Genomic DNA, 18,507 nt, shown 5'->3' on the forward strand with positions numbered 1-18,507 from the left:
AAATGAAGATATCTCAGAATGTATTTTTATCTTTCTAAGTTTGCACCATAAGAATGAATCAAAATGACTTGAACCACACTGATTGCAACTCCTACAAGATCTTTTTGCAGTCATTAAGTCTTAACCCAAGACTCATAGAGTAGTAAAACTTTCCGGATCGAGCCACAAAGCATTAAATTTAGTTTTAGAAATACTTATAGGTTCACGTTATTACTTGTGAATTGCTTTTAACGTTTAACAAAAAATGAAATTACTGCAAACTCCTCTTTATCAAGAATGCAAAAAATTAGGCGGTAAAATGGTCCCTTTTGCAAATTGGGAAATGCCTGTTAGTTTTTCTGGATTAATAGAAGAACACAATGCAGTAAGAAAAAATGTTGGAATTTTCGACATATCTCATATGGGTGTTATCCAATTAAAAGGTAAAAATATCAAAAGCGCATTACAAAATTTAGTTCCTTCAGACGTGTTTCGAATAGGACCTGGTGAAGCGTGTTATACAGTTTTTTTAAAAGAAAATGGAGGAATTCAAGACGATCTAATAATTTATGATCAAGGAATCTTAGATACACAAGAAGAAAGTATAGTTCTAGTGATTAATGCTTCAAGAAAAGAGTCTGACATTGAATGGTTGAGTTTAAATCTGTCTAAAAAGGAAATCACAATATCCGAATTCATGCCAGAGGGTGCATTAATTGCCCTCCAAGGTCCAGAATCAATCCATACGTTTGAGAAAATTCTTCAAGAGCCTTTATTGAATTTGCCACGTTTTGGTCACAGAACTATTACTACTAAACTCGAAATAAGCAATTCAAAAGAATCAATTTTTATTGCTCGAACTGGTTATACAGGAGAGGAAGGTGTCGAATTTTTATCATCGCCAGACACAGCAAAGTCCATCTGGAAAAATCTAATTGAATCAGGAGTCACTCCATGCGGGCTTGGAGCAAGAGATACACTGCGATTAGAAGCTTCTATGCATCTATATGGCAACGATATCAACTTAGATACAACTCCCTTTGAAGCTGGCTTGGGTTGGTTAGTTCATTTAGAAATGCCCCATGATTTCATTGGTAGGAAAGCTCTAGAAAAGCAGGCCGCAGATGGAACGCGAAAAAAACTTGTTGGTATAAAAATCCAGGATAAAGGAATTGCAAGAAAAGGATATTCAGTTTTATACAACAACCAAACTGTTGGAATTGTAACAAGCGGAACTTGGTCTCCAACATTGAAAGAACCTATAGCTCTTGCCTATGTGCCAAGCGAAATTGCAAAAGTAAATACTCAATTAGAAGTAGAAATTAGAGGGAAACGACATCCTGCGATAATCGTAAAAAAACCTTTCTATCGAAAAGATTTTTGAGCAAGTAGAAACTGTGTTGTGCATAAAAGCCGGTCTTTGTGGGAAACTCATTACTCATGATGATTGAGAGTTTCATGCGCGATAAGACTTGTGGAGAAATACGAGCTTCCGCAATAGGCGCAAATATTCAACTATGTGGTTGGGTAGATCGCAGAAGGGATCATGGCGGAGTAATTTTTATTGATCTAAGAGACCGCTCTGGAACGCTTCAAATCACAGTTGATCCCGATCAAGGGGCGGATCTTTTTAGCCTTGCTGAAAGTCTAAGAAATGAGACTGTTCTTCAAATCAATGGATTAGTAAGAGCAAGGCCTGAAGAAGCTATTAATACTAAAATCTCAACCGGTGAAGTAGAAGTCTTAGCTAAAAATATAAAAATTCTCAATCCTGTAACTACTACACTCCCCTTTTCCGTTTCAATTCATGATGAGGAGAGTATTAAAGAAGAAATCAGGCTAAGGCATAGATATTTAGATCTTAGAAGAGAGAGGATGAATAATAATCTGCGATTGAGACATAACACTGTCAAAGCCGCTAGAAGTTTTCTTGAAAATGAAGGATTTATAGAAGTTGAAACACCTATCTTGACTCGATCAACTCCTGAAGGAGCCAGAGATTACTTAGTCCCCTCACGTGTATGTGGTGGCGAGTTTTTTGCTTTACCGCAATCCCCACAATTATTCAAACAATTGTTGATGGTTGGTGGAGTTGAACGTTATTACCAAGTCGCACGTTGTTTTCGTGATGAAGATTTACGCGCAGACAGGCAACCAGAATTTACGCAATTAGATATTGAAATGAGTTTTATGGAGGAAAAAGAGATCATTGAATTAAATGAAAAATTAATCGTAACCATATGGAAAAAAATTCAAGGGATTGATCTCCAAACTCCATTTCCAAGAATGACTTGGCAAGAAGCTATGGATCGCTTTGGAACTGACAGACCTGATACTCGATATGGAATGGAACTTGTCAACACAAGTGATTTATTTTCGAAAAGTGGGTTTAAAGTTTTTTCAAATGCTATTTCCTCTGGTGGCTGCGTTAAGTGCATTACCATTGAGGATGGCAATAGTTTAATTAGTAATGTCAGAATAAAACCAGGTGGAGATATTTTTAGTGAAGCCCAAAAGGCTGGGGCTGGTGGACTGGCATTTATCAGAGTTCGAGATAATGAAGAAGTCGATACTATTGGAGCCATAAAAGATAATTTAACTACCTCGCAAATAAAAGAACTCTTATTAAAAACCCAAGCTAAACCTGGTGATCTAATCCTTTTTGGTGCAGGGCCCACAAACATTGTTAATAGAACTTTAGATAGAATTCGTCAATTTATTGCGAAAGATCTACAAATAATCTCAGACAACGAATTAAAAGCTCAATGGAATTTTCTTTGGGTGACTGATTTTCCTATGTTTGAATTCAATTCTGATGAAAATCGACTAGAAGCAATTCATCATCCTTTCTGCGCTCCTAAGCCTGAAGATATTGGTGAATCAGAAAGCTTATGGAAAGACAAATTACCCAATTCAAATGCTCAAGCGTATGATCTAGTTCTTAATGGATTAGAAATTGGTGGAGGATCTTTAAGAATTCACAACTCAGAACTTCAAAAAACCGTACTAGAAGTAATTGGTCTATCTAAAAATGAAGCAGAAGAGCAATTTGGTTTTTTAATTGATGCACTTTCAATGGGTGCTCCTCCACATGGCGGGATTGCATTTGGACTCGACAGAATAGTTATGCTCTTATCCAATGAAGATTCAATTAGAGATACTATTGCTTTTCCAAAAACACAACAAGCTCGGTGTTCCATGGCGAAAGCCCCTGCAAACGTTGAAAACAAACAATTAGAAGACCTCCATATAGCTTCTACTTGGATAGATCCTGATTGAATTGATAGAAATTAGCGGTAAACACATTATCGTAAAGAGAAAATATGTTAATTTCTTGGCGTTTACCTAGATCAAGGTAGCTTAAAGAATGATTGAAAAGTAAATGGCAAAATTTGTTTTCGTCACTGGTGGTGTAGTTTCAAGCATTGGCAAAGGAATTGTTGCCGCAAGTCTTGGCAGACTACTTAAATCAAAAGGGTACAGTGTTTCGATTTTGAAGCTTGACCCATATTTAAATGTTGATCCTGGGACCATGAGCCCTTTTCAACATGGAGAGGTTTTTGTAACTGAAGACGGGGCTGAAACTGATTTAGACCTTGGGCATTATGAGCGTTTTACCGATACGGCAATGTCAAGATTAAACAGCGTCACGACAGGTTCCATTTATCAAGCTGTTATTAATAAAGAAAGAAGAGGTGACTATGACGGAAGAACAGTTCAAGTCATCCCCCACATCACCCGTGAAATTCGCGAAAGAATTAAGCGTGTAGCAGACAATAGTAGTGCAGATGTAGTGATATCAGAAATTGGAGGAACAGTTGGAGATATTGAATCTCTACCTTTTCTAGAAGCAATAAGAGAATTTAAAGGGGATGTAAAAAGAAACGATGTTGTTTATATTCACGTCACATTATTACCTTACATAGGGACCTCTGGAGAAATTAAAACCAAGCCAACACAGCACTCAGTAAAAGAATTACGTTCTATAGGTATTCAGCCAGATATTTTAGTTTGTCGCAGTGATAGGCCCATTAATGATGATTTAAAAAATAAAATAGGGGGTTTCTGTGGAGTTAACTCTGATGCGGTCATAGCATCCCTTGATGCTGACAGTATTTACTCAGTACCATTAGCACTAAAAGATGAGGGACTTTGCAAGGAAGTATTAGATTGCTTGGATCTGACTGATCATGAAAGTGATTTAAAAGACTGGGAACGATTAGTCCATAAATTGCGCAATCCAGGACCTTCTGTCAAAGTTGCATTAGTTGGCAAATATGTACAATTAAATGATGCCTACTTATCAGTAGTCGAAGCATTACGTCACGCATGTATCTCGCAAGATGCATCTTTAGATCTTCACTGGATCAATGCGGAGAACATAGAATCACAGGGAGCTGAAAAACTACTTCAGGGAATGGACGCTGTTGTCGTTCCAGGAGGTTTTGGTAATCGTGGCGTCAATGGAAAAATAGCTGCTATTAGATGGGCAAGGGAGCAAAGAGTACCTTTTCTTGGACTTTGCTTAGGTATGCAATGCGCTGTAATTGAGTGGGCTCGCAATATAGCTGGTTTAGAAGATGCATCTAGTGCAGAACTAAATCCGAATTCAAAACACCCTGTAATTCACTTGCTTCCAGAACAACAAGACGTGGTTGATCTAGGTGGAACAATGAGATTAGGAGTATATCCTTGTAGACTTCAAACGAACACAACCGGACAAAGTTTATACAACGAAGAAGTTGTTTACGAAAGGCATAGACATCGTTATGAGTTCAATAATTCATATAGGACTCTCCTAATGGAATCTGGTTATGTAATTAGTGGCACTTCACCTGATGGTAGGTTGGTAGAACTAATAGAATTAAAAAATCATCCTTTTTTTATTGCATGTCAATATCATCCAGAATTTCTCTCTAGGCCAGGGAAACCACACCCTTTATTTAGTGGCTTGATACAAGCGGCACAATTACGCGTACCATCCTCACCAAATGAGGCATTCAATCCAAAATCAAAAATTATTGAAAAAAAATCTATAGAACAGCAATAAATGGAACCATCTCTACCAGTAGTGGAATGTTTTCATTCTCTACAAGGAGAAGGAGAACATGCTGGTAGAAGCGCATACTTCATTAGATTAGCTAGTTGTAAAGTTGGCTGTCCTTGGTGTGATACGAAACATTCATGGAATTCCGAACTTCACCCACAAAAAAGTTTGATAGATTTATCAATTAACACAGCTAAAGCCCAAAAAGAAGGTGCAGCTTTTGTTGTAATCACTGGAGGTGAGCCATTACATCATAATTTAGATCATCTATGCAGAGAAATTAGAAAGTCTACACTCAACCCAGAGAAAAAATCTATTCCAATTCATCTCGAAACCAGTGGCGTAGATAGATTAAGTGGCAACCCAGATTGGATAACATTATCTCCCAAACGGCATTCTCCTCCACGTCTTGATAATCTCTTGTCGTGCCAGGAATTAAAAGTTGTTATACAGAACGCTGAAGATTTACTTTTTGCTAAAAAAATGAATAATTTAATAAAAAATAATGGAAACATTAAACCTCAATTGTTTTTACAAGCAGGATGGGACAATGAAGAGGGGCAAACACTCGCAATTAAGTTTGTAAAAAATAATCCTGATTGGAGATTAAGTATGCAAACTCACAAATGGCTAGGTGTACTCTAACCATCTAGATAAATGAGATTTTGCCTCATTGGATTAAAAAAAAATAATGATTAAACAGACAACAATTGCATTACTTTCCGGAGGAATTGATTCGGCTACAGCTGCTTGTATCGCGATAGAAGCTGGGCAAAAAGTAATTGGTTTATCATTTAATTATGGCCAACGACATTTGAAAGAATTACAAGCAGCAGCTGATTTAGCAAAAGATTTAAATCTTGAAGATCATATAACAATCAAGATTGATTTATCTTCCTGGGGTGGGTCCTCCTTAACCGACACGTCACAAAAAATACCCACTAAAGGCATACAAAAAAATACCATTCCTAACACTTACGTTCCAGGTAGAAACACAATCTTTGTTGCTATTGGGTTGAGTCTTGCAGAGGCTCGTGGTGCAAATCGAATAGCATTAGGTATTAATGCAATGGATTATTCTGGATATCCAGACTGTAGACCGGATTATTTAAAGGCATATCAAGAATTAGCCAACTTATCCAGCAGAGTAGGGCGCGAAGGGAAAGGTATAAAACTGTGGGCTCCACTACTGAATTGGGAAAAAACAACAATCTTTAAAGAGGCATTACGCTTACAAATTCCTGTAGAAAAAACATGGAGTTGCTATAAAGGTGAAAGTCAACCGTGTGGTAAGTGTGATAGTTGTCGTATTAGAGATAGAGCATTAAAAGAAATAGGTCGCGAAGATCTATGTAATCAAGATATCTAGTGAATAAGATTAAACGACAACTATGTCAGTGGCAATCACCTGAGCTAGTAGCTCACAAATTGATTCAAGAATGGGGAGAGGCTGGATTTATATGGCTTGATGGTGATGGGAGTGATTTAGGTCGATGGGTTACTTTGGGAATTAATCCTTTAAAGCAGTTTTGTTCTAGAGAATTAGGAATTTCAAAAACAAATTCAAATCCTTTTAAAATTTTACGCGAATTACCACCAGGACATTGGACTGGTTGGCTGAGTTATGAAGCTGCATCTTGGACAGAACCACAAAATCCTTGGAAAGCAAGTTCTATGGCAACTTTATGGATAGCCTCCCATGACCCTATATTAAAATTTGATCTGCAAAAGCAAGAGCTATGGCTAGAGGGCCATGATCAAAAACGCCTATCAATAATGAAGAATTTTCTAAATAGCACTTTTCATAAAAAGCTTTCTAAAACAGACACTGAAACGACAGAACAAACAAAATGCCAGCATCAAATCCCCCTAGGATCCTGGGAATGGAAGTTAACAAGTCAAGAATATTCTGAAAGAGTTGATGAGATCAAAAAATGGATTGCCAACGGTGATATTTTCCAAGCTAATCTAACCACCTCTTGCCAAGCCCCATTGCCAGAATCCATGCGTCCAATAGACGTATACTCAAAACTAAAAAAATACTCTCCTGCACCATTTTCAGGAGTAATTATCGGAGATCAATTAGCAAAAGGAGAAGCTATTATATCCAGTTCACCAGAACGATTTCTGAAAGTTTTACCAAGTGGTGAGGTAGAAACAAGACCAATCAAAGGAACTAGACCCAGAGACAAAGATCCAGAAAAAGATGCTGATTGGGCAGCAGATCTTATTTGTAGCACAAAAGATCATGCAGAGAATGTGATGATTGTAGATTTACTAAGAAATGATCTTGGAAGAGTATGCCAACCTGGTTCAATTAAAGTCCCTCATCTACTTGTTTTAGAGAGCTATTCTCAAGTTCATCATCTAACTTCAGTAGTTAAAGGTACGCTAAATACAAATAAAACATGGGTTGACTTACTTGAAGCCTGCTGGCCAGGTGGATCAATAACAGGAGCGCCCAAGCTTAGAGCGTGTAAAAGATTGTATGAACTTGAACCAACAGCGAGAGGTCCTTATTGTGGATCAATATTAAATATCAATTGGAATGGAGTCTTTGATAGTAATATTCTAATTCGATCCTTAATGATAAAAGAATACTCCATCACTGCTCATGCTGGGTGTGGGGTTGTTGCAGATTCAGATAGTCAAAAAGAAGCTGAAGAAATGAATTGGAAATTAATGCCACTTTTACAAGCATTAACATGATTAAAAGTAAAAGAAAAAAATTAGGCTGGATTAATGGTCACTGGGGAATCTTCAAAGATTTAAAAGTACCAATTAATGATAGAGGACTAAACTTTGCGGATGGCATCTTTGAAACGATTTTAATTTTGAATGGCATTCCGCAGCTTCTAGATGAGCATTTAAATAGATGGGAAAAAAGTGCAATTATCTTAGGAATGAATTCCCCACCATCAAAAAAATGGTTGATTTCACTCATTGAAGATGGCATTAATCGAACAAAATTAAATAACATCGATGGAGTCATTAGAATTAATTGGACAAGAGGAGAATCCGGGCAACGTGGAATTGATATAAATCACACAAGCCATCATAATTTTTGGTTGGAAATAGATTCTTATCAACCAAATTTTGAATCTATATCTACAATGATTAGTCAAACTGAAAGAAGAAATTCTTTTAGCCGTTTAAGTCATTGTAAAACATTTTCTTATAGTCAAGGAATTCAAGCACGCTTAGAAGCAAAAAATGCAGGCTTTAATGACGCAATATTATTAAATAGTCAAGGTGAAATATGTTGCTCCACTACAGCAAATATATTAGTAAAAAGAGCAAATCATTGGTTGACCCCACCATCTAATAGTGGTTGTCTACCTGGCATAATGCGTCAACGAGGAATTGATTTAAATATAATAAAAGAGAACATCATTGAGACAATACCTCAAGATAATGATGAATGGTTCCTAATTAATAGTTTGAGTTGTCGGCCAATTAAACAGATAAATAAAAAAAAGTTGAGGGTCATAACAAACCCTAAAGACTTTTGGCTAAACCTATTGAAATCTACAGAGAGTGATTGACGCTTTTAACTAGATTGGAATTGGGAACGTAACATCAGCAGGTGGAGGAGAACAAGCCTCTACTTGGAAATCAACAACAGACCCTATTACAACGATAGAGGGAGAGATGAAATTTTCGGCTTCTACTCGATCAAAAAGAGTCTCTAATGTTGACTTTATGAAGCGTTGTCCAACAACAGTTCCCTGCTGAATTACAGCTGCAGGTGTGGTTGGATTCATTCCCCCAGCAATTAATTCTGTAGAGATAAACTTTAAATTATAAACACCCATATATATGACTAATCCATCAGTAGATTGAGCTAGAGAGCGCCAATCAACTGCTGGACGCTTTTTATCAATTCCTTCATGTCCAGTCACAAAAGTTACTGAAGATCCAGCAAGCCTATGAGTAATAGGTATACCTAAATAAGCTGGAGCAGCGATGCCAGATGTAACTCCGGGTACAACTTGAACTGGCACACCTTTTTTAGCGAGATAGGCAGCTTCTTCCGCGCCTCGACCGAATAAGAATGGATCACCTCCTTTTAATCGGACTATGCAAGAACAACTCTTAGCTAAATCATAAAGAATATCATTCGTTTTTCTTTGAGGAACTGAATGGTGACCACGTCTCTTACCAACTGAGTGAAGTTGGCAGTTTGCAGATACTAAGTTAAGCAACTCAACTGGAACTAAAGAGTCGTATACAAGAGCATCACATTGCCTAATTAATCTTTGTGCTTTAACTGTTAACAAATCAGGGTCGCCAGGCCCTGCTCCCACCAGATAAACAGTACCAAGCTGCTCTGTGGTCATGGCAAGTTTCCTAAGATATTTATAAGACCTCGATGAATCATTTCAATTTCAAGCAAAGATTTGAGCTGTTTCCCTTTACTATCAATTTCGACATTTTTATTTGGGGTTAAAAAATAAGGAATAGGAAAATAGTTCTTTTCACCATACAAAATATCTTGGTTCCATCTGGTCCATGAATATAATGGAATGTCTAAGACATTTTCCAATGATTTTACGAAAACACTAGAGGTCTCTGAAGAAACAGGATGATGAATCAATGCAGGTTTATCAAAAGAACTATGATTATTTATCCAATCACCTATTAATGATAGCCATGGGTGAAAAGAACCTAAAAAAGGAAACAATTTAATATTTTTACCATCGTCCTGAAAACGTTTGAATATTTTTGGAACGTCATTACAGACATGAGTGCCAGGTAACAAAAACAGAGGAACCAATAACATTGATTTTTTACCAATCTCAACTTTAGGTGGCACTTCTTGAGTCAAAGCCTCTATAGAAACAGATCTATTCTTATATCTTTTTAATTGTTCTATTGTGGAAATGAGAGATGAATGAATTTCCCCACCTTTAGAGCCATGCACAAGTAAATGTAAATGATGATGAGTCTTCAGATCAGTTCTGTTCGGTAACAAAGACAACCCTTCACTAATACCTGTCAATGTATTACTAATTCCAGTTAACTCATCAAAAGCCAAATCATGACAAACTTTAGACGCTTCAGAACTAATAGTTTCATTTGAGGAGGAAGTCCTTGTTGGAATACTATCAAGAACCAAAGAAGCAAAAGATTTAAAAGTACTTTTCATCGAGACCTATTTGCAGTGCAAGAAGTATGGAAAATGCTCAAAAATCAAACAATTAGGAGCATTAAAGAAAAATGGAAGATAATACTAAAAAAAATTGAGACCAATTGAGACCGATCAATCAAAGCGATAATCTTGCTTTAGATTTTGATAAAATTAAAAAAATACTCAACGCAACGAACTTGCATACAAAACTAAACTTTCAAAACACACACACGAATGTCATATAAATACGAAGAATTTAAAACTTATTTAAGAAAAATAGGGAGTGGGCAATTTACAGGAAAAAGTCTAACTCGTGGAGAAACTAAAGCAGCTATCAAACTGATGCTGAAAGAAGAAGCAAGTGCAGCGCAAATTGGTGGTTTCATGATTGCACATAGAATTAGACGTCCTATCCCGGAAGAATTAGCCGGGATGATTGATGCATATATAGAGCTGGGACCAAAAATTCAATCACCCAGTAATCAACGTCAACCTATATTTTTTGGGATGCCTTTTGATGGTCGCAAAAAAACTGCTCCTCTATATCCTCTAACAACCTTACTATTACTAACGCAACAACAGCCTGTTATTTTGCATGGTGGTTCTCGCATGCCTGTGAAATACGGCGTTACTCATAACGAACTCTTTCAAGCCTTAGGATTAAATTTAACTGGTCTATCAATTTCTCAACTACAAAGTTTTTTCAACCATAACGAACTTGCTTTAATCCATCAGCCAGATCATTTTCCACTAGCTGAAAATTTAATACCTTATAGAGATCAAATAGGTAAACGACCACCGCTATCCAGTATGGAATTAATCTGGACATGTCATCAAGGAAAGCATCTACATATAAGTGGCTATGTTCATTCTCCAACTGAAGAAAGGCACTGGAAAACACTTGAGCTTATGGATGAAGAAAACGTAATTACTGTTAAAGGACTTGAAGGTGGGATCGATCTTTCAATAAGTCGTTCATCAACAATTGGTCATTATAAAAATCAAAATGGAACTAGAGCGGTTTATCATCCCAAAGACTTTGAATATTCGGGACAAGATCTTGAATGGACCAACATCGAAGACTGGCAGAGATTTGCTTTCCAAGCTCTTAATGGAGAGGGCCCGTTAATTAAAGCACTAGAATGGAATGCTGGTATTTACTTTTTTTATGCTGGCTTAAGTTCTGATATTAAAGTTGGAATCAATAAAGCAAAGGAAGTAATCAATTCAGGATATGCTTTAGAGCACTTAGAAAAATTAATCAAGTGGAGACAAGCAAATATTGATTCATAAGAGGACCTTTTAAAAAGCCATTCAATGCAAAGTTTTTGCCATTAAATAGCGTAAAAAATGAACACCTCCTATTTGAATTTCCTCAGGAGCAGTAATTGTCCATCCATGACGTAAAAGCAATTTATAGCTACATAAACTTGCCTCTGTTTTTAAATTTATAGGTCTATCTTTGAGAGTATCTTCTTCAATTTGATGTAATAAAGCTGTAGCGTGACCCTGTCGTGAAGAACGCCCTCGGCAATAAAGTAATGCTAAGCGATTAGTTGGATATCTCAAAGCAAATGCTTCAATCGTCTTATTAACACAACTCACCCAACCAACTCCTTCCTTAAGAGGTTTATCTAAAATCCCAGGGAGATAAGCCAAGGAAGACCAAGCATCAATCTGTTTTTGACTGTATAAGGATTTATCACAAGTTCGAATAGCATCTTCATAAACTTCTCTCAAAGCCATTTCATCGGAACTCTCACAAGGTCGCAAATATCGATTTAGACTGTGTCTACCTAAAGATGTCAAACTCACTGACAGTATGAGAGGGTGAATAAATTATGAGCTATTTGCTTTGAGAAGGCTAAAAATTCCCACACTTTTAGGAGCTTTCATAACACTTCTAGATGATCGATTAGGTGAAACTATTGTTTTACCTCTCTTACCTTTTTTATTAGAACAATTCACCACAAGCGCAACAACTCTCGGTTTTCTAACGGGAACTTATGCAATATCTCAGTTTGCTGCGGCCCCGCTAATTGGTGCCATGAGTGATCGTTTTGGACGTAAGCCTATCATGATCACATGTGTATCAGGTTCTGTAATTGGCATATGTTTATTTGCAATAACCGTGAGTCTAGATTGGGATAATTATTTACCTTTATGGGCCTCCACTTTACCTTTATCTTTACTATTTTTGGCAAGAATAATTGATGGCATAAGTGGAGGTACTGCATCTACTGCAACTACCATACTTGCAGATATATCAACTCCCGAAAATCGCGCAAAAACCTTTGGTTTGATTGGAGTAGCCTTTGGTTTGGGTTTTATTCTTGGGCCAGGATTAGGAACAGCCCTTGCTAAATTTAGTGTTACTTTACCGGTATGGGTCGCAAGCGGATTTGCAATATTTAATTTGATTTTTGTAATTTTATTTTTACCAGAAACACTACCTAAAAATAACAGAAATCTATTACCAAGAAAAAGAGATTTGAACCCAATTAGTCAGTTACTAATTGTATTTAAAAACCCCTTAGCTAGAAGACTTTGCTTATCATTTTTTATCTTCTTTATGGCATTTAATGGTTTTACAGCTGTTTTAGTCCTTTATTTAAAAGAAAAATTTGGATGGAGTCCTGAATTATGTAGTGCTGCTTTTATTGTAGTCGGAGTTATCGCGATGATTGTCCAAGGAGGACTCATCGGTCCTCTTGTAAAAAGATTTGGGGAATCGAGATTAACTTTTACTGGTATTGGATTTGTAATGGCAGGATGTATTCTTTTAACTCTCGCAAATACAGATACATCAATTCCTCTTGTATTCAGTGGCGTCGCAATACTTGCCATGGGAACTGGACTAGTAACACCTAGTTTGAGAGCATTAATTTCGAGAAGACTAAGTTCTATAGGTCAAGGAGCAGTATTAGGCAATCTGCAAGGGTTACAAAGTCTAGGAACTTTTCTTGGAGCAATAGCCGCAGGACGCTCATATGATCTTTTTGGACCGAGAAGTCCATTCTTTGTTACTATTTTGCTTCTATTAATTGTTATGTTTTTAATCTCAGGAAAAAGTCTTACCCAGAAAAAAGCAATTTCCTAGACTTATAGATGATCAAGATATTAAAATAAGAATTAAAAATTGAATAAATTTGTTGTAGATATGACTACTCTAAAAATCAATAATGAAAATTATATAAACCGTGAACTGAGTTGGATTGATTTCAATAAACGTGTTTTAGAACTTGCTATAGAAGAAGAAACGCCATTACTAGAAAAAATTAAATTCAGTTCAATATTTAGTAATAATTTAGATGAGTTTTTTATGGTTAGAGTCGCTTCATTAAAATCACAAGTAGAAGGTGGGATCTCAAAAAGAAGCCAAGACGGAAAATCTCCTGAAGAACAACTTATTGAAATTCGTAATTATTTAGATCCTATTTTAAAGACGCAGCAACATAAAACCAGACAATATATAAAAAAAGATTTTAAAAAAAATGATATATTTATACTTGAATATAATGAATTAAATGAAAGGCAAAAAGTTTGGATAGATAATTATTTTACAACTGCAATTTTTCCTATATTAACTCCCTTAGCAGTTGACCCTTCTCATCCATTCCCCTTTATAAGTAATCTTAGTTTAAATTTAGCTGCAATTATCGTCGATAGTGAATCAGATAAAGAACAATTTACGCGCATAAAAATTCCTAGGGAGAGTATTTCTAGATTTATAAGTATTCCAATTGAACTTCATGAGAATGAATCAACAAAATACACAGGAATTGCCATTGAAGAAATCATTGCAAATAACCTATCCATGCTTTTCCCTGGAATGGGTGTTAAAGAATATTCGTTCTTTCGTGTTACGAGAGACGCAGATCTAGAGCTGCGCGACATTGAAGCTGATGATTTAATGAGTGCGTTAGAAAAAGGTCTACGCAAGCGGCGCAAAGGAGGTGAGGTGGTGAGGCTAGAAGTCTCCACAAATACGCCATCAGTAATTCTTGAGCTTTTACAAGAAGGGATGAATATTGACAAGGAAAATTTATATCAAATTGAAGGGTTCCTAGCATTAGATGAATTAATAGAATTAACAACTTTCAATCTTCCAAAATTAAAATTTAAAGAGCATCAGGGGATCACTCATAATTCACTTAAGCATAGTCAGTTGCGAGAACAAGAAGAATTAGATACTAGAAATAAAAGTAATTTTAAAAGTATATTCTCTATCATTCGCCGTAATGATTTACTAGTTCATCACCCATACAATCTTTTCTCGACATCAGTCGAAGAGTTTATAAATCAAGCTGCAGAAGATAAGCAAGTCATGGGAATCAAAATGACTTTGTATAGAATTTCTAAAGACTCTTTAATTATCGATGCACTAATAAGAGCTGCTGAGAAAGGGAAACAAGTCATGGCTCTAGTTGAACTAAAAGCAAGATTTGATGAGGATAATAATATCCAATGGGCAAAACAATTAGAGCAAGCTGGAGTTCATGTTGTCTATGGAGTGATTGGACTAAAAACTCATACAAAAATCGCTTTAATCATCAGAAAAGAAAAAAACAGATTACGAACATACTTTCATATTGGAACTGGTAATTATAATTCAAAAACTTCTAAAACATATACAGATTTTGGATTGCTGTCTTGTCAACCTGAGCTTGGTCAAGATCTTATTGAGCTATTTAATTACCTGACTGGATTTGCTAAACAACAATACTACAGAAAATTATTAGTTGCACCGGTAACTCTTAGAAATGGAATAGAAAAACTAATAAAAAGAGAAATAAATTATGCAAAAAATGGCTTGCCGGCCAGGATAATAGCCAAAATGAATTCCCTAGTAGATCCAGAAATTATAAAACTTCTATATATAGCATCTCAAGAAGGAGTAAAGATTGAACTTATAGTTAGAGGAATGTGCTGCCTATATCCTCAGAAAAAAGGGTTAAGCGAAAACATACAAGTAACAAGTATCATTGGTAGGTTTTTAGAGCATTCAAGAATCTTTTGGTTTAACAATAATGAAGATGCAGAAGTATTTATTGGCAGTGCAGATTGGATGAGGCGTAATTTAGATAGAAGAGTTGAAGCAGTTACACCTATTGAAGACAATACAATCAAAAAAGAAATTAAACATTTATTAGATTCTTATTTAGAAGACAATAAAGACTCCTGGAACATGCAAAGTGATGGCAGCTACTCCAAAAATCAGATGAAAAATGACAAGAAAAAATATATTCAAGAAAAAATTATTAAGCTATACAAAAAAGAAGAAAACTAAAAATTTCCAATTTTTTTCAAAATATTTAATCTATTTTTTTGATGCGCTTTATACCTAATTAGGCAAAAAGTCATGAATTTTTCGTTTCAATTAGTCAACTTCTCCTTATAAGTGCTAACTTCTTAATAAATCTAATTTCAAGAGGCCAGGGTGATGGGGATCCCGCTGGAATCTGCCAAGGAAATTTCTGATATTTCATCAGAAAAGTCCATTTCGGCAAGCACAAATCAAAAACTATCTACATCAACTGTAAGTAGTCAAAAATCTCGTGGTTCGCGAAGGCAATCTAATCGTCTAACCACAGATGCAATAGGTTTCTATCTTACAAGTATTGGAAGAGTCCCACTTTTAACTCCTGCAGAAGAAATTGAGCTTGCTCATCACGTGCAACAAATGAAAGATTTGTTGAGCCTTCCTCTAGAGCAAAGAACTGTGCGTCAAAAACACAAAATCAAAATGGGTAAACGAGCCAGAGATCGTATGATGGCTGCAAATCTGAGACTAGTTGTTAGTGTGGCAAAAAAATATCAAAATCAAGGTCTTGAATTACTTGATTTAGTCCAAGAAGGTGCAATTGGTCTAGAGAGAGCTGTTGATAAATTTGATCCCGCAATGGGTTATAAATTCTCAACCTATGCATACTGGTGGATACGACAAGGTATGACTCGTGCAATTGATAACAGCGCTAGAACTATTCGCCTACCAATTCATATAAGTGAAAAGCTCTCAAAAATGCGCCGTATCTCACGGGAATTATCACATCGATTTGGTAGACAACCAAATCGCCTAGAGCTTGCCAATGCGATGGGAATTGAAGCTCAAGATCTAGAGGATCTAGTATCCCAAAGTGCTCCATGCGCCTCTCTAGATGCGCATGCGAGAGGTGAAGAAGATCGAAGTACCCTAGGAGAATTAATTCCAGATCCTAATTATGATGAACCCATGGAGGGAATGGATAGGAATATTCAAAAAGAACACCTCGGTGGATGGTTAGCTCAATTAAATGAAAGAGAACAAAAAATCATGAGACTTCGATTTGGTCTTGATGGAGAAGAACCTTTAACTCTTGCTGAAATAGGAAGACAAATCAATGTTTCGAGAGAACGTGTAAGGCAACTGGAGGCAAAGGCTATTTTAAAATTGCGAGTAATGACTACTCATCAAAACGCTGCTTAAACATTGCCTGTTCAAATAGCTATTTTTGTTATTGCTTTATGGATAATTATAATTTTATTAATTGCATTTTTATGTAAAAGATATTTTCCAAAAAAAGAAGAATTAAGTAGAAAAATTATTCATATTGGAACAGGCCCCGTAATTCTTTTAGCCTGGTTATTTGATATTCCAAAAAATATAGCGTTCTTATGTGCATTATTGATCACCATAGCCTTAGGTATTAATTATCAATATCGTTTATTACCTGCCATTGAAGATATTGAAAGAAAAAGTTTTGGAACAATTGCATATGGCATCAGTATCACTCTTTTACTTTTACTTTTTTGGCCTCACTACGCATCATCTATTTCTATAGGAGTACTATCAATGGCTTTTGGTGATGGATTAGCAGGTTTAATCGGAAAATCTATTGATTCTCCAAATTGGTCAATACTAGGTCAAAAAAAATCGATTATTGGAACATTAACAATGGTATCAGTAGTAGCTATAATGACCTCAATTACCTCTTCAACAAATAATTTAGGAATACAACCTCTAGAGATTATAGTTATTTCACTAGTAGCAACTTTTCTCGAACAAATCAGTCCTTGGGGTATTGACAATCTAACTGTTCCTATTGGAGTAACTTGTATAAGTATATGGTTAATAGGAATATAAAAAACTAACTAAATATTTTTGGCTGATTCAGCTAGTTCCTCCAATAAAACTTGAGTTGTGGAAAAGTTTATGCATGCATCCGTAACACTTTGTCCATAAGTAAGTTTTGACAAATCTGAATTTAATTTCTGATTACCCTCAACAAGATGACTTTCGATCATTACACCCATTACATTCTTTGATCCACCTTTTAACTGTGATGCAACATTGCGCAAAACTTCTGATTGTCTACGAAAATCTTTGTTTGAGTTGCCATGACTACAATCAACCATAACTCTTCCAGGCATTTTAAATTGTGCCAATTCATCTGCAATTAAATTAATTGCATCAACATGATAATTCGTTCCATTCTTACCACCTCTTAAAACAAGATGGCCATCTGGATTTCCAGTTGTACTTACTATCGAAGCATGACCATCGTTATTAATTCCTAAAAAATGATGCGGTTTTGAAGCCGCTTGCATTGCATTAATCGCTATCGTTGCTGTCCCATCAGTACCATTCTTATAACCAACCGGCATTGATAATCCAGATGCCATTTCACGATGCGTCTGACTCTCTGTCGTTCTTGCACCAATAGCAGTCCAACTAATTAAATCAGCAATATATTGAGGGACAACTGGATCAAGTAGTTCAGTTGCTGCGGGCATTCCTTGTTTGGCTAAATCAAGCAATAAACCTCTTGCTTTTCTTAAGCCAGTATTAATATCATAAGAATCATCAAGATGGGGGTCATTAATAAGTCCTTTCCAACCAACAGTTGTGCGAGGTTTCTCAAAGTAAACACGCATAACAATTTCTAACTGCTGACTATATTTCTCCCTTAATGGAGCTAAACGATTTGCATATTCAAGAGCAGCATCAACATCATGAACCGAACATGGTCCAACAATGACCAAAATTCTTGGATCAATACTATGAAGAATTGATTGGATCTTTTTTCGAGTAGTTGAGACAACCTCAGAGGCCGCCTTATCTAAAGGCAAATCACTATGAAGTAATGCTGGTGACATTAATGGACGAGTCTCGACCACATGAAGGTCAGAGGTGCTATCCACCATTGAAAAATATGATGAGGTGGACATTTAAAGCATGTTCATAGATATAAGATTAGAGAAGTATCAGTCATAGGGGGTAATAAGTTGCATTATCTGAATGTTTGTTCAAGAAACATGCAGTTGTTAAAAATGAAAACAAAAGGCTCTCACTTAAATTCATTCTCTATTG

Annotated in this window: 16 protein-coding genes; 12 read left to right on the forward strand and 4 right to left on the reverse strand. The window is 36.0% G+C overall.

The window, feature by feature from the left end; all coding sequences use genetic code 11:
• The first annotated feature begins 244 nt into the window (after positions 1-244).
• The 7 genes from gcvT to AC6EJB_RS07630 all read left to right on the forward strand — a co-directional run bounded on the left by gcvT (position 245) and on the right by AC6EJB_RS07630 (position 8,571).
• On the forward strand, positions 245-1,363 hold the full coding sequence (gene gcvT / locus AC6EJB_RS07600; RefSeq protein WP_498490727.1) for a glycine cleavage system aminomethyltransferase GcvT: 1,119 nt from the start codon (positions 245-247) through the stop codon (positions 1,361-1,363).
• Between the two features lie 74 nt (positions 1,364-1,437).
• On the forward strand, positions 1,438-3,258 hold the full coding sequence (gene aspS, locus AC6EJB_RS07605; protein WP_498490728.1) for an aspartate--tRNA ligase: 1,821 nt from the start codon (positions 1,438-1,440) through the stop codon (positions 3,256-3,258).
• Positions 3,259-3,361: 103 nt separating this feature from the next.
• Positions 3,362-5,029: a CTP synthase gene (gene pyrG / locus AC6EJB_RS07610; RefSeq protein ID WP_498490729.1), complete on the forward strand. Its 1,668-nt coding sequence runs from the start codon at positions 3,362-3,364 to the stop codon at positions 5,027-5,029.
• On the forward strand, positions 5,030-5,671 hold the full coding sequence (locus AC6EJB_RS07615) for a 7-carboxy-7-deazaguanine synthase QueE (protein WP_498490730.1): 642 nt from the start codon (positions 5,030-5,032) through the stop codon (positions 5,669-5,671).
• Between the two features lie 46 nt (positions 5,672-5,717).
• Complete coding sequence (gene queC, locus AC6EJB_RS07620) at positions 5,718-6,395, forward strand: 7-cyano-7-deazaguanine synthase QueC (protein ID WP_498490731.1); 678 nt, start codon at positions 5,718-5,720, stop codon at positions 6,393-6,395.
• On the forward strand, positions 6,395-7,735 hold the full coding sequence (locus AC6EJB_RS07625; protein ID WP_498490732.1) for an anthranilate synthase component I family protein: 1,341 nt from the start codon (positions 6,395-6,397) through the stop codon (positions 7,733-7,735). Before queC ends, AC6EJB_RS07625 begins: the two co-directional genes overlap by 1 nt.
• Complete coding sequence (locus AC6EJB_RS07630; protein WP_498490733.1) at positions 7,732-8,571, forward strand: aminotransferase class IV; 840 nt, start codon at positions 7,732-7,734, stop codon at positions 8,569-8,571. Before AC6EJB_RS07625 ends, AC6EJB_RS07630 begins: the two co-directional genes overlap by 4 nt.
• A 9-nt stretch (positions 8,572-8,580) precedes the next feature.
• Here the strand turns inward: AC6EJB_RS07630 and cobA are convergent, their stop codons facing one another.
• Positions 8,581-9,366 carry a uroporphyrinogen-III C-methyltransferase gene (gene cobA, locus AC6EJB_RS07635; RefSeq protein WP_498490734.1) on the reverse strand — a complete coding sequence of 262 codons (786 nt, stop codon included), beginning with the start codon at positions 9,364-9,366 and terminating at the stop codon, positions 8,581-8,583.
• Positions 9,363-10,175: a CbiX/SirB N-terminal domain-containing protein gene (locus AC6EJB_RS07640; RefSeq protein WP_498490735.1), complete on the reverse strand. Its 813-nt coding sequence runs from the start codon at positions 10,173-10,175 to the stop codon at positions 9,363-9,365. The genes cobA and AC6EJB_RS07640 overlap by 4 nt, the downstream gene beginning before the upstream one ends.
• 216 nt (positions 10,176-10,391) lie before the next feature.
• Between AC6EJB_RS07640 and AC6EJB_RS07645 the strand changes: the two genes are divergently transcribed.
• Entirely contained in the window at positions 10,392-11,450 is a 1,059-nt protein-coding gene (locus tag AC6EJB_RS07645) for an anthranilate phosphoribosyltransferase family protein (RefSeq protein WP_498490736.1), read from the forward strand.
• Between the two features lie 21 nt (positions 11,451-11,471).
• Here AC6EJB_RS07645 and AC6EJB_RS07650 read toward each other — a convergent pair whose 3' ends face one another.
• Positions 11,472-11,903: a GNAT family N-acetyltransferase gene (locus tag AC6EJB_RS07650; protein ID WP_498492989.1), complete on the reverse strand. Its 432-nt coding sequence runs from the start codon at positions 11,901-11,903 to the stop codon at positions 11,472-11,474.
• Positions 11,904-12,012: 109 nt separating this feature from the next.
• Here AC6EJB_RS07650 and AC6EJB_RS07655 point away from each other — a divergent pair, with 109 nt between their 5' ends.
• The 4 genes from AC6EJB_RS07655 (at position 12,013) to AC6EJB_RS07670 (ending at position 17,280) form a co-directional block, all read left to right on the forward strand.
• A complete protein-coding gene (locus AC6EJB_RS07655; RefSeq protein ID WP_498490737.1) occupies positions 12,013-13,257 on the forward strand; it encodes an MFS transporter in 1,245 nt (414 codons plus the stop codon).
• Positions 13,258-13,317: 60 nt separating this feature from the next.
• Positions 13,318-15,447 (forward strand): polyphosphate kinase 1, encoded by a 2,130-nt coding sequence (gene ppk1 / locus AC6EJB_RS07660; RefSeq protein WP_498492991.1) that lies wholly within the window; start codon positions 13,318-13,320, stop codon positions 15,445-15,447.
• A 153-nt stretch (positions 15,448-15,600) separates the two neighbouring features.
• The gene (locus AC6EJB_RS07665) at positions 15,601-16,623 is read left to right on the forward strand and encodes an RpoD/SigA family RNA polymerase sigma factor (protein WP_498490738.1); all 1,023 of its coding nucleotides are present in this window, start codon (positions 15,601-15,603) and stop codon (positions 16,621-16,623) included.
• Between the two features lie 3 nt (positions 16,624-16,626).
• Positions 16,627-17,280: a diacylglycerol/polyprenol kinase family protein gene (locus AC6EJB_RS07670; protein WP_498490739.1), complete on the forward strand. Its 654-nt coding sequence runs from the start codon at positions 16,627-16,629 to the stop codon at positions 17,278-17,280.
• An 8-nt stretch (positions 17,281-17,288) separates the two neighbouring features.
• On the opposite strand, the gene AC6EJB_RS07675 is transcribed toward AC6EJB_RS07670, so the two are convergent.
• The gene (locus AC6EJB_RS07675; RefSeq protein WP_498490740.1) at positions 17,289-18,365 is read right to left on the reverse strand and encodes a 3-deoxy-7-phosphoheptulonate synthase; all 1,077 of its coding nucleotides are present in this window, start codon (positions 18,363-18,365) and stop codon (positions 17,289-17,291) included.
• Between the last annotated feature and the right edge of the window lie 142 nt (positions 18,366-18,507).

This window comes from Prochlorococcus sp. G4PB17 (assembly GCF_059772445.1).